This window comes from Mucilaginibacter sp. MD40 (assembly GCF_002288635.1).
Classification (GTDB): domain Bacteria; phylum Bacteroidota; class Bacteroidia; order Sphingobacteriales; family Sphingobacteriaceae; genus Mucilaginibacter.
Map to the genome: position 1 here is coordinate 1,053,566 of NZ_NRSW01000001.1, position 15,556 is coordinate 1,069,121.

10 protein-coding genes and 1 tRNA gene are annotated in these 15,556 nt (G+C 43.0%); 7 read left to right on the top strand and 4 right to left on the bottom strand.

What is annotated here, in order from left to right; all coding sequences use genetic code 11:
• Positions 1-397 precede the first annotated feature (397 nt).
• A complete protein-coding gene (locus CKK33_RS04735) occupies positions 398-1,999 on the bottom strand; it encodes a DUF6377 domain-containing protein (RefSeq protein WP_095703005.1) in 1,602 nt (533 codons plus the stop codon).
• 858 nt (positions 2,000-2,857) lie between these two features.
• On the opposite strand from CKK33_RS04735, the gene CKK33_RS04740 reads away from it, so the two are divergent.
• Positions 2,858-4,279, top strand: a complete 1,422-nt coding sequence (locus CKK33_RS04740; protein WP_095703006.1) for an MAC/perforin domain-containing protein — start codon at positions 2,858-2,860, stop codon at positions 4,277-4,279.
• 97 nt (positions 4,280-4,376) lie between these two features.
• Here CKK33_RS04740 and CKK33_RS04745 read toward each other — a convergent pair.
• A tRNA-Met gene (locus CKK33_RS04745) sits at positions 4,377-4,449 on the bottom strand.
• A 146-nt stretch (positions 4,450-4,595) separates the two neighbouring features.
• Here CKK33_RS04745 and era point away from each other — a divergent pair.
• Both era and der read left to right on the top strand, forming a co-directional pair.
• Positions 4,596-5,471 (top strand): GTPase Era, encoded by an 876-nt coding sequence (era, locus tag CKK33_RS04750; RefSeq protein ID WP_095703007.1) that lies wholly within the window; start codon positions 4,596-4,598, stop codon positions 5,469-5,471.
• A 121-nt stretch (positions 5,472-5,592) separates the two neighbouring features.
• Entirely contained in the window at positions 5,593-6,894 is a 1,302-nt protein-coding gene (der, locus tag CKK33_RS04755) for a ribosome biogenesis GTPase Der (protein ID WP_095703008.1), read from the top strand.
• Positions 6,895-6,918: 24 nt separating this feature from the next.
• Here der and CKK33_RS04760 read toward each other — a convergent pair whose 3' ends face one another.
• Positions 6,919-8,652, bottom strand: coding sequence for an ATP-binding protein (locus CKK33_RS04760; protein WP_095703009.1), 1,734 nt, complete (start codon positions 8,650-8,652; stop codon positions 6,919-6,921).
• A 264-nt stretch (positions 8,653-8,916) separates the two neighbouring features.
• On the opposite strand from CKK33_RS04760, the gene CKK33_RS04765 reads away from it, so the two are divergent.
• The 3 genes from CKK33_RS04765 to CKK33_RS04775 all read left to right on the top strand — a co-directional run bounded on the left by CKK33_RS04765 (position 8,917) and on the right by CKK33_RS04775 (position 12,484).
• Positions 8,917-10,281 (top strand): sigma-54 dependent transcriptional regulator, encoded by a 1,365-nt coding sequence (locus tag CKK33_RS04765; RefSeq protein ID WP_233138147.1) that lies wholly within the window; start codon positions 8,917-8,919, stop codon positions 10,279-10,281.
• Positions 10,282-10,469: 188 nt separating this feature from the next.
• Positions 10,470-11,885: an outer membrane beta-barrel protein gene (locus CKK33_RS04770; RefSeq protein ID WP_095703010.1), complete on the top strand. Its 1,416-nt coding sequence runs from the start codon at positions 10,470-10,472 to the stop codon at positions 11,883-11,885.
• A gap of 20 nt (positions 11,886-11,905) precedes the next feature.
• Positions 11,906-12,484: a hypothetical protein gene (locus tag CKK33_RS04775; protein WP_095703011.1), complete on the top strand. Its 579-nt coding sequence runs from the start codon at positions 11,906-11,908 to the stop codon at positions 12,482-12,484.
• Positions 12,485-12,576: 92 nt separating this feature from the next.
• Here the strand turns inward: CKK33_RS04775 and CKK33_RS04780 are convergent, their stop codons facing one another.
• Positions 12,577-14,463: an SPFH domain-containing protein gene (locus tag CKK33_RS04780; RefSeq protein WP_095703012.1), complete on the bottom strand. Its 1,887-nt coding sequence runs from the start codon at positions 14,461-14,463 to the stop codon at positions 12,577-12,579.
• Between the two features lie 422 nt (positions 14,464-14,885).
• On the opposite strand from CKK33_RS04780, the gene CKK33_RS04785 reads away from it, so the two are divergent.
• The gene (locus tag CKK33_RS04785) at positions 14,886-15,425 is read left to right on the top strand and encodes a 30S ribosomal protein S16 (protein WP_095703013.1); all 540 of its coding nucleotides are present in this window, start codon (positions 14,886-14,888) and stop codon (positions 15,423-15,425) included.
• Positions 15,426-15,556 lie beyond the last annotated feature (131 nt).

Below are 15,556 nucleotides of genomic sequence, written 5' to 3' on the forward strand. Positions count from 1 at the left end.
ATTTCCTGAGCTAAAAAACCGTAACCTATTTTTTTACATAAAATTTAATAAAATTGAGATTTATTTAAATTTTAGCCGTTGATAATCAGATTATTAAAATAAATTAAAATCAAAAAATTTAACGCACATAGCATCATTTCAATACACTAAGCGTATAATTTACACTATTAAAGTGGGCGTTTTTATGAGGTGTTTTCAACGTGAAATTTTCCTGACTGATCTCGGCCTCAAGCGTTGTTGTGCATGACATTGATGGCAACAATGGCCTTAGTAGCAGCATTGCCGCTGTTTGGCAATAAAGTATAAGTGTATGGGGTTGGCATCCAAAAGGGTTTTCTGTTTACCCTCTCAGTAATGCGTGTTTCAGGAAGAGTAGAGAATGATCAGTCAGCGTACACTAAGCTTTTTTGCCGTTGGTATCAACCGCTTTAATGGCCATAACGCGCTGGTCAAATTCATCGCCGTGAATAAGCGCCTTGGCTTTGATGCGCATTTTGTAAACGTAAATGGTTTTTTCAGAATACTCTAATATCTTGGCAATGGTTTCGGTATCGGTAATACCCATCCGCATCAGGGCGAATATGCGCAGGTCGGTAGTGAGTACCTCGTTTTCTTTAGGCCATATCTGGTTCTCTTTTGTGAATAGTTTATTAAACTCTTCCACAAAATTAGGGAATATCTTAATGAACACCTGGTCAAAGGTGTTGAACAGCGTTTCCCGCTCTTTTTTAATGTTGATGTTGTTGGCCATCAACTGGATGTCCTCATATTTTTTGGCGGGTAGTTTAGTATCAACAGACCGCTTGATGCGCTCTAACTGGAGGATGTAGCCCGAGATAATATTGAAAAAGTAACCTATGTAGTCTTCTTTGATCTTGGTGCCTTCCATCAGTTTCTCGTTCACCCTTTCAATGATCTTTTCTTTCGACTTCAGCTTTTTATTGCGCTTATACAGCAGTATAGATACCACAATAATTACCGCTGCCAGTACCGTTATCAGGCTAAGGCTTCTTATGTAAAGTTTTTCCTCGCGTTCTATAAACAACAATTTCTCCGAAGCCACAATAGGCAGGAGCGAAGCTATCTGCACTTTACGCTGCCTCGCGCCATAAAACTCAGCATCGTCAAGCGCGTGTTCGAGGGCTAAATAGGCGTTTTTAATATCGCCTTTTTTGTACAATATCTCTGCCAACCAAAATAAGGCGATAGTTTCTTTAGTAGACGAGCGAATATCGCTTATGGTAGCTTTAACAAGCAGGCCTATGCTTTTATCAGGCTGCCCCATACTTTGATAAACGTTGCTCAGGGTTGATTGCACTATCGCGTCCTGGTGCTCGGTCAATTTCTTTGAATCCAGAAGCCGGTTAAATAATACAGCGGCAGAATCATTCGCGCCATTCTTGTATTCTTTATAACCGGTAAGGTAGATATTATCATATGAGCCAGGGCTGCTGATGGCAATGGCCGAATCAATGTAGTTATTGGCCTGGCGGGTGTAAACGGGCGTAAAATGCCGGTCGTTATTATAGGCTGCTAAATCATAATAGGCCCTCATGGTAATGGAGTAATACTCCAACTTTACAGGGTTTTGCAGGCTTTGTACATTAATGCCCCGCATACTTTCAAAGGTTTCTTTAAACATTCCTGAAGAAAGCAGGATGAAGCCCATTTTTATCTTACTGAAATCTTCTTTAGGCTTGTCCTTAAGGGTTTGGCTTATGAGTAATAATTTATTGGCATAAACGTAAGCCGAATCGTACTGATAGGATTTATACTCATCATACAATTTATTACAAACTTCAAACTGGTTTTGCAGGTCGGTGGGGGCAAGGCGTCGCAGCTTTGATTTTAAAGCTTTTATCTGCGCTTCTTTTTGATGGTCGTAGAATCCTTTTTTAGAAAATTCCGCTTTCAGCTGTTCAAACAAGTCGCCGTTTGAGGCAGCGGCAGGCAATGTAATCGGCAATAAAATAAAAATAAGGAACAAAACCCTTCTCATAATCAACAGTTATCCACTATCGCCTGTGCAGAAACAAGCTTGCACTAAATTAGTAACTTTCAACAGAATAAAATCCGGTTAGTCAGAAAAGAAATAAGTTAAACAAATTAAGCATATAGTTTAACGGTAGTTAAATAAGGCAAATGCCTAAGTAACAAAAAGCCTCTCAGATTTCTGTAAGAGGCATTTTGTTTTTTCGGTAGAGGGAGCGGGACTCGAACCTACGACCATTTACCACTTCATCAGGCACTTAGAAATCTTTTTAATCACTATATACCTTATTGTGTACCGGGATGCTATTAATGAAAGTGCCATCTTCACTGAAATCCTAAAAAGTAACGAAGACAAGTAGCTTGCAAAACTCAACTCAGAAAAAGTTAAGATTTCTTGTTTATAGGGGTAGACAAAATCCTGAATTGGAAACTTTAATAGGAACATTTTACAGTAAGGACATACGCCCTTTGATAATATCTGTCCAAATGATTATTGTTGATTCGGTGTGCCCAACATTGTCATATCAATGATTTTTGATAATACCGGAGGCCCTACTATTCAATCGACGACATGATTGAATAGCAGGGCGATTCTATCCCATTTAAACATACCATAACACATCTCCTTGCCCAAAATCAGTCTAATAATAATGATATACATATAAAATTAATTAAACATGGCTTCAATTTCTGGTTATAAGTTGCTTGAGATAATACAACTATAGCTTAATAGTTATAATTTTAATTAGCGTTAAGAAAATATTCATAGATTTGCCGCACAAATAGGATAAAACACTACACGTGCAATTAATAATTGCGTGTTTGTGTGATATTCTAATAATAAAATCTAAATCAATCACAAAAAATGAAAAAAGTATTACTTATTATTCCGCTCATCGGAATGTTGTGGTCATGCAAAAAAAATGACCAACTCTCAAAATCAATTTCCATTACAAAGCAGCCCCGCTTAGAGACCAAAGCAGCACGCGACGGTGTATATGATGTGCTAGGATATGGCTACAATGTTGGTGGCTCAAGCCCATATGCTGTGACAAGTGCGACAACGCTTCCCGTAATCAACGTGGCGGCATTTGTTGCTGCGCAGCCAACTTTGTATACATACAATCAAAACACGGTTAATAGCACTAAGTTTGCATATGGCGAAAATGCGGAGAGTTATTCTAAAAAGTTCACAGCTAACCTAAACGTCACTGGTGGTTTTGCACTTTTTAAGGGAAATCTAACGTCGAGTTACAGTTCTTCAGATGCCTGGAATTCAAAATATATGTATGGGAGCTTTGAACAGATCGTTCAGGAAAAGAATTTAAGGATGACCAATGATCCTAGTATCTTACGGAATTACTTATCACCAGGATTTGTGAGTGCCATTGCGAATAGTACGCCGCAGTCCATCATTGAAAATTTTGGGCCGTACGTTCTTACAAATATTAATTTAGGAGCAAAGCTTGTAGTTATGTATCAGGGCCAAACTACTGCTGACAACAGAAGCGAAACCGTTGCAGCATCGCTCAACGTTAGTGTTTCGTCATTTATCAGCGTCGATGCAAAAATCACCAATGATAATACGGCAAGCAAAAATGCTTCTAATACCTATTTGCATTATGCAAGTTATGGAGGTGATCCGACCAAGAGTCTCACTCCGACAACAATCTCTTGGAGCCCTTCAACTGCACCGCTTGATTATGGTAACTGGATTAACAGCGTGACCCCCGCAAATGCCGAGTTCATTGGCATTGGTGATAATGGTCTCGTTGCAATTTGGGATTTGATTGCCGATCCGGCAAAAGCACAAGCGGTACATGACTATTATACTAACGTATATGTTCCAGCTAATCAAGTTTCTACGATATGGCAAACAGCTACATTGTATAGATGCTTAAACACTTCAACTGGTGATTATTTATTAACGACGTCACCATCTGAAGTGTCTGGTCAAAGCAATTGGAGAGTTGAGGGTGCACTGGGAAAAGTATTTGTTGACGAAGGACATCCTAATACAGCACAGTTTTTCAGATGGTTTTTGAAAAATGGCGGTACCCACTTTTTTACTGCCGATCCAAACGAAATCCCAAGTAATGCAACTTTTGAGGGACGTTGCGGATATATCACCACAACCGCTACTGCAGGATATAATGCTATATATCGGTATTCGAAAAAGACCGGAAACGGAGCTCATTTTTACTCTAATAGCTATAATGAACTTGGTGCGGGAAATGGTACCTGGAAGTACGACGGCATCGCCGGTTATTTGCAACCAGCAAATTAATTTTGACTTTAAAGAGAGTGGCCTCATTGATTACTCTCTTTTTTATGTAAACAAAAAAGCCTCTCAGATTTCTCTAAGAGGCTTTTTTGTTTTCAGGTAGCGGGAGCAGGACTCGAACCTACGACCTTCGGGTTATGAGCCCGACGAGCTACCAACTGCTCCATCCCGCACTATCTTGTTGGTATTATACATAACGGGCATAACTCCGAAATGTTTGCTCCAATTGTCAAAAAAGCAATTTGCTCTCCGTTTTAATTGGACTGCAAAGATATAATTCGTTTCTTTGCAGTCCAAATAATATTTTAAAATAATTTTTATGTCGCACAAAGCAGGTTTCGTAAGTATCATTGGTAAGCCTAATGCAGGCAAGTCAACCCTTATGAACGCGCTGGTTGGCGAAAAAATGTCTATCATCACCCCCAAGGCCCAAACCACGCGTCACCGCATATTGGGTATCGTTAATGATGAGGACTACCAGATCGTTTTTTCTGATACCCCCGGCATTATTAAACCGCATTACGCCCTGCACGAGAGCATGATGCACCAGGTTGAAGGCTCTATTGTTGATGCCGACCTGATACTGCTGGTTACCGATATTAAAGAAGAGTACGATGAGCAGGATGTGCTTAAAAAGCTTGAAAAGAGCGATGCGCCACTTGCGGTATTGATCAACAAGATAGACCTCAGCAACGAGGAAGAAGTACGTGCCAAAGCTGCTTACTGGCAGGAAAAACTGAATCCGAAAGCGGTTTTTGCGGTATCTGCCCTTCATGATCATAACATTAAAGGTATCTTTGATTTCGTGCTGGAGAACCTGCCTGAGCATCCACCTTATTATGAGAAAGATGCCTTGACTGACCGAAACGACCGCTTCTTCGCATCAGAAATGATACGTGCGCAGGTATTTAAACAGTATAAAAAAGAAATACCCTACAGCACCGAGGTGATTGTTACGGCCTTTAAGGAAGACCCTAAGATCTATCGCATCAGTGCAGAGATCATTGTGGAGCGCGAGTCGCAAAAAAACATCATCATAGGTAACAAAGGCGAGATGCTGAAAATTGTAGGCACTTATGCCCGCCGGGACATGGAAGAATTTTTTCAGCGCAAAATATTCCTGGAGATGTTTGTAAAGGTGATCCCCGACTGGCGCAGCAAAAAAAATTACCTGAAGAAATTCGGGTACGAATAATTCGAATTACGATTTACGAATTACGATTTTAGATTTTTGCTTATCGGGTTTGTAAATTTGCATGGATTTAGCGTTAACGGTTTCAAATCGTAACTCAAGAATCTAAAATCTAAAATCAAAAATGAGTAACATAGTAGCTATAGTAGGCCGCCCTAACGTTGGCAAAAGCACATTATATAATCGTTTAACCGAAAGCCGCAAGGCCATTGTTGACGACTTTAGCGGCGTTACCCGCGACAGGCATTACGGCGCTTCCGAGTGGACCAACCACCAGTTTACCGTAGTTGATACCGGCGGCTACGTGGCCAATTCTGCCGATGTTTTTGAAGCCGCCATCCGCGAGCAGGTGATCATTGCTATTGAGGAGGCTACTGCTATCCTTTTTGTAGTTGATGTTACGACAGGTATCACCGATCTGGATGATGAGATTGCTACCCTTTTACGTAAAGGTAACAAGCCTGTATTTGTGGTGGTGAACAAGGTCGATAACACATCCCAGGTTGCTGATGCCAGCGAGTTTTACAGCCTTGGCCTGGGCGAGATATACACCATCTCTTCTATGACCGGCTCGGGTACCGGCGAATTGCTTGATGAAGTGGTAAAACATTTTGAGGATGTTCCGCTGGAAGAGAATACCCGCCCTAAGTATGCCATTGTTGGTCGCCCTAACGTAGGTAAATCATCTATCATCAACGCTTTAATAGGTAAAGACCGCAACATCGTAACGCCAATTGCCGGCACCACGCGCGATTCTATACACATCCACTACAACCAGTACGGGCATGATTTTATGCTGATAGATACTGCGGGGATGCGTAAAAAAACCAAGGTGAAAGAAAACATTGAGTTCTATTCGGTGATGCGTACCATCAAGGCTTTGGAAGAGGCGGATGTGATTATTCTGATGGTTGACGCGGTTGAAGGTGTCGAGTCGCAGGATATCAATATTTTCCACCTGGCCGAAAAGAATAAAAAAGGCGTTGTTATTGTAGTGAACAAGTGGGACCTGATTGAAAAGAACAGCAAAACCATCAAGGTATTTGAAGAGCAGATACGCCAGAAGATAGCGCCGTTTACAGATGTGCCTATCGTATTTACTTCGGTATTGGAAAAACAGCGTGTTTTGAAGGTGATTGATGTGGCCAATAAGGTTTATGAGAACAGGGCCCGCAAAATCCCTACTTCAAAGCTGAATGAGGTGATGTTGCCAATCATTGAGAAATACCCTCCGCCATCAATTAAGGGTAAATATGTCAAGATAAAATATATTACGCAGATAGCCGGCGCTACGCCAATGTTCGCTTTCTTCTGTAACCTGCCGCAATACATTAAAGACCCTTACTACCGCTTTATAGAAAATCAGCTTCGCGAGAATTTTGAATTTAACGGTGCGCCTATTCAGGTTTGGTTCAGGCAAAAGTAATAGCTTTTTCCACCCGGGAGCTGATTAGTAAGGGTGTACCGGAAGCGTAAAGTAAAACCGGCTGCCTTGGTTAACCTGGCTTTCTACGCCAATTTGGCCGTTTTGGGCAGTAATAAAATCTTTCGCGATGGCGAGCCCCAAGCCGGTGCCTGATACATTGGAGTCTTCGCCTGGCACTTTAAAATAACGCTCAAATAATCGCGAAAGATAACTTTCTTTGATGCCTTCTCCGTGGTCTGTTACAGAAAATTCAAGCACGTAATCGGCAATACGGTTTACTGTTACCTCAACTATACCATTGTCTGGGCTGTATTTAATGGCATTGGTAAGCAAGTTAATTAATACCCATGCGGTTTTGTCAGGGTCAGCCCATATTTCGGGCAGGTCTTCTGCACAACCTATCTGTAAGGAAATGCCCTTTTGGTCTGCCAATACCTTTATACTTTTTTGAGCATAGCTCACAATGCTAATGGGTTTTGTCGCGGTAAAGTTGAGCAGTAGCTTTCCGGTTTGTACCTGGCCCATGTCAAGCAGTTCAGAGGTGATCCTGAGCAGCCTGTCGCTGTCTTCCTCAATATTATCTATCAATTCCTGCTGAAATTCGGTAATAGCGCCGTACCGTTCATTTTGTAACAGCGCGGTACTCATTTTAATGGAACCTATAGGCGTCTTTAGTTCATGCGATATGGTGGCTATAAAGTTAGTTTTCGCTTCATCCAGGTGGTAAAACCTGGTGATGTTTTTGAGCAATACAAAGTGGCCTATCTTGCTTTCGCCAGATTTATTTGAAGGCAGGTGTATCTCAAAAAACTCTCTGGTAAAATAAGTTTGTTCTCCGTCCAGATCAAGCTTCAGGTCATAAATAGCGTTTTCTGATTGGATAAGTTTAGAGATCACATAGTTCCAGGCGGCAATTTCTTTAAGCTTTCTGCCTTTTATTTCATCCTCGGCAACCCCCAGTATTTTAAGAGCCATAGGGTTAGCAAAAATTATACGTTCGTTTCCATCGAAGCCAATAATAGCGTCAGTAACGTTTTGCACAAGGGTTTCAACCCGTAATCGTTCAAATCTGATACTTTGCAGGTTCCCATCCTCGTAGTCGCGCAGTTTATGTACCATCTCATTAAACGAGCGGCCAAGGCTTTGGAACTCGCTATTCTCGGGAAAACGGACATTCACTTCATAGTTCTTTTTTGATATCTCACCAAAAGCCGATATAAACCGCTTGATGGGAGCGCTGATGTAATTGGGGAACTTAAAAAGGAATAGAAGGGTAATTAATAAACTAATTAGTCCGAGCATGCTCATATTCAGCATGGCCCGGTTTACGCCGATATTGGCTTTCGCGTTACGCTCATAAATGGCTTTTAGGTTAACGGTTGAAATACGATATACGGCATCCTTCATCCTGGCACGGAAAACCGCTCTTTTAAGCGGATCGTTGCTGTACTGCTTAAATTTTATAAAGTTTGCGAACAGGGTGTCGGTATATTCCTGTTCATGCGGTTCGGTAATGTTTTTTTCCTCTTTGGTGATATTTTGCTGAATGATCTGCTGTTGCACATCATTTGGGATGTCGGGCATATCAAGTGCTTCATTAATATTTTTAATGAATATAAGCGATTCGTAATTGTCGCGCAGAATGGCCTTGTCATCCCGTGCTATTCTATGCAGGTTAACAATGGCCAATGCTGAAATAAGCGACGTAAGCGCGAATAATACACCAAACCCTATACGTAGTAAATTTTTAATGGTCATTTGAACCTTAATTAGCTGTAGCTGCTGAGCCTACACAATGGCAATGCCATTGCATTTATGATAAGAGCCATGCGGCTCAAAACAGGCTTATAAACGATATAATTATTTTTAGTCCTCAAAATGCTATGTTATTCCGGGCCGTATATGTTTTCATTTTGAAAATATGCTTTCCCAAAATGACAAGGCGGAGTTTATATACAGATATGAATAAGTCGCCTATACGTGCCTATGAATGGGTAATAATGGCTCACAATGAAAACGGGCATGTTTTTAGCAGTGCGCGCGAATTGTATGATAGCAGGAAATATTTTGATTATAGAAGATGAAGGCAAGTTCAGGGATTTGCTTTCACGAATAATAGAGAACGAAGAGTTTAACGTATTTAAAGCACCAAACGCGGCCGCTGGTTTAAAACTGCTTGGAGAGAACGAGATAGCAGTGGTGATTAGTGATGTAAAACTGCCCGACGCGAACGGGGTTGAACTGGTTAAAAAGATAAAAGACCGCTTTGAGAAAGTAGAGGTGGTGGTACTAACCGCCTTTGGGTCTATTAAGGATTGCGTAAAAGCGGTAAAGAACGGCGCCTTTGATTATATTATGAAAGGCGATGACAACGCGCGTATTGTACCCATTGTTAAAAGTGCCGCCGAAAAAGCCCGGTTAGGCATGCAAGTAAAAGCTTTAAGAAAGCATATCCCGCATGAATACAGTTTTGATTACATCATTGGAAACTCGCCGGTAACTAAACAAGCAGTTGCCATGGCGCAGCAAGTAGCCGATACGGATACTACCGTATTGCTTCTCGGGGAAACCGGGACCGGTAAAGAGGTGTTTGCACAGGCGCTACATAAGGCAAGCGCAAGGCGCGATAAACCGTTTGTTGCCGTTAACTGTAGCTCTTTCTCAGGCGATCTGTTAAAAAGTGAGCTGTTTGGGCATGTGGCCGGTTCGTTTACCGGTGCCTTAAAAGATAAAAAGGGCCTTTTTGAAGAGGCTGATGGCGGTACACTTTTTCTGGACGAGATAGGTGAAATGAATATTGAACTACAGGCACAACTGCTACGCGTGTTGGAGAACGGTGTTTTTAACCGTGTAGGCGAGGCCCGTACCACGCGTGTAAATACCCGCATTGTGGCTGCCACCAACAGAAAACTTAAAAGCGAGGCCATTAATGGCAAATTCCGCCTGGACCTGTATTACCGGCTTGCTGTTTACACTATACCGCTCCCGCCTTTGCGCAAGCGTAGCGATGACATACAAGCCCTTGCCGGGCATTTTGCATTAGTGTTTGCTAAACAGTTTAATAAACCGGTGCCCGCTATTAACCCCGAACTGTTAAAATGTTTGCGGGAACATCAGTGGCCGGGGAATATCCGTGAGTTACGAAACCTGATGGAGCGCCTGTTGATCATCAATTGCGGTGAAGATTTGACCATTGCTTCGCTTCCCGCCGATTTTTTTGAAGATACTTTTGCAGAACAAGGTGATTCTTTTGATCTGAGCGACCTGGAAACCCGTTACATTCGCAGGGCCTTACACCAGGCTAACGGTAATAAACGCGAAGCAGCACAAATGCTGGGGATCAGCCTGTCAACCTTGTATCGCAAGATGGAAGAATACCATATCTGATATTCTCAATCTGACAACTATTTTCCTATTCTAAAAATAATATGGCTGCTATATTGAATGTGTTTTGTTATAAAATGCTGATAAGCAGCTATTTATTTATTGCTTAAAATTTGGCATCTGTGTGGTATACGCCAATCGGATAGTTGATCTATCCCAAATAAACAGAAGTAAAATTTAAGCAAGTAAACATGAAAAAAATCTTTACCGCACTAACCTTCGCGCTCGCCTGCAGCACCATCACGGGTATGGCCCAAACGGCTACTGCACTTAAGCCTGGGCAGGATTCCACCAAAAAGAAATTCGAGATACCTAAGGATGCAGAGCCGCTAAGCTATGCTGATTTCTCGTGGATAAACGGCCAGAACCGCCAAACATCAAAACTACTGGATAATAAATACTTTACCGGCGACTTTACGTTCGACATGAACTATACCCGCTCTAACCATAACCCTATTGATAATACGGTAACGGGTTCAACAGCGCTTGCGCGGAACGGTGAGGTGGCTGTATCATTTGTAGGTATTGGCGGCGATTTCCATTACGACAATGTGCGCGGCCGTATCATGACGCAGTTTGGTACCCGCTCAACCGTTGTGCCGCGTAATGATTACAGCGGTTACAAGGGGCAGTATGACCTGCCCGACGCTTACCGATACCTTAGTGAAGCCTATGGTGGTTACCACTTTAACGCATGGCATGGTATCAACGTGGATATGGGTATCTTCATGTCATATATAGGTATGTACTCGTATAATAACTTCGAGAACTGGAGCTACCAGCCATCTTATACCTCTGATAATACCCCATGGTTTTTTAATGGTATAAGGGTACAGGCTTTCCCATCGGTAACTACCAAAGTGGAGTTATGGATCATTAACGGCTGGCAGTCTTACGGCGTGTTTAACAAAATGCCGGGGTTCGGTTTTTCGGTTAATACCAGGCCAAGCCCAACCTTTTCTTTTGTAAGTAATAACTATTTTGGTACAGACGTAGCCGGCGCGCCCGGAGTAAAAAGATACCATACAGATAACTCTATACAGCATTTATATTTTGATGCGGCAAACAAGAGCACATCGGGTATAAAACGTGCCGCTTTCACACTTACTGCTGATTTTGGTTTTCAGAATGGTACAGCGCCGGGCAATGTGGTTTATTCGGCATTTGGCAAAAACGCCTCAAACTTTATCAGCGCGATGGCCTATAACCGTTTGTGGTTTGGTAAGGAAATGAAATGGGGATGGACCCTCGGTGGGGGCTTTATGAGCAACCCAAGCCGCTACCTGGCATTAGTACCCCCCGGCCAGGCAACAGATTCGTTCCTGGCAGCATCAACGCCCGGTTCTAAAATGGCCGGCTGGGATGGGTCAACCTGTTTGGACTATAATCCTAACCAATTCCTTACTGTACGTTTTGAGTTAGTACACCGGTTTATGAACGTTCCGTATTTTAACGGTAATGGTGGGGTTACCAGCGCATCAGGTTACCAAACCAACCCGGCAACATCATTCAACCCTAACTCATACATACCGGCCGACCCATCTTTTACGCCCGACCTTGTAAAATCAGAGAACAGGTTTGTCATCGCTTTAATGACTCGTTTTTAATTAAACTTTTCAGTAAGATCATGAAACAATCATTCAGAATTTATGGTATCGCATCCTTATTTGTTGCGACCATGCTGCTAACCATAACAGTGAAAGCACAATCATCATCCGGCATTTACCTGTCTGCGGATGACTTTATTAATCACAAATTAAGCTATACAGCCGAAGCAGAAGCCGGGCAAATCCGTTTTAACGGACTGTTTGACTGGGCTAATGTAAAAATAAAGCAAGGTGCCTCACCCGTTTATCTGCGCAAGGACAAAATCTTTGGCTACAGGCTAAAAGGTGCCGATTATCGCTACTTTAAAAACACGGCGTACAAGATCATAGCTGAAAAGGGTATTTATCTGTATTCTGCTTACCAGTTGGAGCCTAATACGAGGGGCGTTAAAAGGGTAGAAGATTTCTATTTTAGCCAAAAACCTGATACAGCCATAAAAGCGCTTACTATGAATAATTTAGAGGCCGTGTTTCAAAACGATACGCAGTTTTTGTATGCTGTTGAAGGCTTTTTTAGGTCTGACAGGCAACTGGCCGATTATGATAGTAAGCTCAAAGAATATAAGCTGGAATATATTTATGCGCAAACCGTGAAGTAAACCGGCTCCAATCACCGGATTATACGACCATAATCAAAAGCCCCGATCATAACAAAGTGATCGGGGCTTTTCTTTTTGTAGGATTAATAGGGTTATGACTGATTGGCATCGGGTTTAGTTTCGCTTTCCCTTTGCAGTTTTTTCAGCATTTCGTTACCTATCAGGGCATCTATCATGCCGTTGCTGCCGCCGTCTCTACCGCTTACCAGTATTTCAGGCACCAGTTTTATGCCGTTGCTGGCCAGGGCTTCCGCTACGCGAACTATAGCATATTGTTCGGTACCCATTGCTTCGGTTTTTTGCTTGGTAACTTCTGCTTCTGCCAAACCTATCGCTTTAATTTTTCCGGCATCGGCATTACCGTTTACTTCCGTAGCTGCGGCATCGGCTTTGGCATTAATGGTTTTGGCCTCTGCATCTGCTTTTGCGGTAATGGTTTTATTTTCCGCATCTGCTTTGGCGTTGATAATGCGAGATTCGGCATCACCTTTAGCAGCGGCAACCTTTGAGGCGGCCAGTTGCGTATTGATCTCCACCTGCCGGGTTGATTTTACCACCTCGGGCTGCATGTCGGCACCGGCTTTAGCGCTTTCAAACTCTTTACGTTCTATTTGCGCGCTTTTCTGTATCTCGTAGGTAACACGTTCCTGCTCGGCTATCTTACGGTCGGTAAGGGTTTTCATCAGCGCTTCCGGCGGTACGATGTCACCAATTAAGGTATCTACGCCCTCCACATTATAAGCGGCGAGTACTTTGCTTATTTGCTGGCGGGCATCTTCCTGCCGTTGCGAACGATTGGTCAGGAACTCTATCACACCGCTTTTTTGTGCCGAGTTACGGAAGTAGTTGGCGATGGTTGGTTCCAATACCTGTGATACCAGGTTTTTCATATTACCAAAGCGGGCAATCACTTTAGGCGCCTCATTACGCGGTATGTGGATGATCTGCGAAACATCAAGGTTAAAGGTAAAACCATCTGATGAACGCACGCTTATGGTGCACAGGTTCTTATCCAACTCGTGCGATTCGGTGCGGCTGTTTGCCCAGTTCAACACAATGTTGGTTGTAGGCACTATCTCTACCGCATGGGTGTAGATGTTGATGGGGTGTTTACCCGGGTCAAGCGGTTCGTCCCAAACACCTTTCTCGTTTTTAGCTACGATGTTGCCATGGGTAAAGCCAACGCCGCTGGTGTCGAGCCCTTCGGGGCCTACGAAAGAGTTTACCACACCCACATAACCTATATGGATATGTATCATATCTACCTGCTCCACAATGGCAAACCAGGGGTTTAGGTAGTAAGTACCTGCGAGGATCACGTCCTCCTGCAAACCTTTTTTACCGCCGGCTTTAATAAAGGCCATGGGGTCCTGGTAGTTACGGTGCCCTTCAACCGAGCCGCCGGCAATTTCGCCTTTATCCAAAGGCTCCCCGTCCAGCGTGGTCACAATGCCCACTTTGTTTTCCTGTATACGGGTGATGGGCACCATCACAATTTCGAACAGGAAGGTGTTGATACGGTAACTACCCGGCGTAAGGAATGCAGCCTGCGGGCCTTTTTGCCCGTTGTTTTCTAAAAAGGCACGCCCATCCTGAAACTTGTCGCAATCAACCGGTTTGCCCAATACACGACCGGTATCCATTGGCGCACCGTCTTTGGCTTTTACGAGGCCCAGCTTATCCTGTGGGATAATGGTAAACTGCTCCATGGTAATGGCATACTGCCATGGCCACATGCGCCAGTACAGGCCCGGCGCAAGCGGCGCCGCCTGCATACCGGCTTCGCCTTTTGTGGCAATAATGCGCCCATCGGGCAGTCGCGTATCGCCATAAAGCGTAAATTTTTTAACAACTAAACCAATACGGTCATCCGGAACGATGATCATACCAAAGAAAACACGCAGTACAAATTTGTACAGCAGAACAGCAGCTACCAGCGGAAATACCCACCAGAACTGGATCAATAAATTTTCAGACATTTTGTTTAAGTGATTTATTTAACGGAACCCTTAAGGTGCGGGCCCTCACAATAACTTGCAGCTTTATGAGACCTTGGCTGCATAGCGATTATAAGATGCTGCTGTATTACGCTTGTTACACAAAATTTTGAAAATATTTTAGATAGCGGCACCCAATGCCCTGGGTTTACTCACCCCGACATCGCTGCGCTCGTCGACCCTCTCTGCTAAGCAAAGAGGGTGTTAAGAGAGAATCCTTTTTACAGAGTAGAAAGAGGAAAGGATGAGTCTAAACTAATCTCCCCCTTGCGTAGCAGAGAGGGGCAGGGGGGAGTCCACAAACGATTTAATTATAAGCCTTTTATATATTTAAAATTAATTATACCTTTGCGTCCCCGCAGAAAGAACTCCGGGGGTAATGTTGAATACATAAAAAACAAAGAATGGCAACTAAGATCAGATTGCAAAGACACGGTAAAAAAGGAAAACCTTTTTACTACATCGTAGTAGCAGATGCCCGTGCACCAAGGGATGGTAGGTTTATTGAGCGTATTGGCTCTTATAACCCAAACACTAACCCGGCTACAATTGACATCAATTTTGATAAAACTTTTGAGTGGGTTAACAATGGCGCACAGCCAACTGATACCTGCCGTGCAATACTTTCTTACAAAGGGGTATTATACAAAAAACACTTACAGGGTGGCGTTACTAAAGGTGCTTTAACCCAAGAGCAGGCAGATGAAAAATTTGCTGCATGGTTAGAGCAAAAAGACGGTAAAATAACCGGTAAGAAATCAAACCTGGCATCAGCTAAGGAAGAGGCCCGCAAAGCTGCTTTAATTGCTGAAGCTAAAAAGAAAGAAGATAAAGCCGCTGCTATTGCTGCTAAAAACACGCCTCCGGCTGAAGAAGTTGCAGAAGAAACTACTGCTGCTGAAGAAGGTGCTGCAACTGAAGAAGCTGCAGAAAGCGCTGAGTAATTTATTAAGAGAGGAAGGACATCAGTTCTTGAATCTTACAAATGGCGAAGGACGTATGTTCTTCGCCATTATTGTTTTGGTGATACACTAAGTCCCGTGTTCCGGTTAGAATATATGGCGTTGGTGGTACG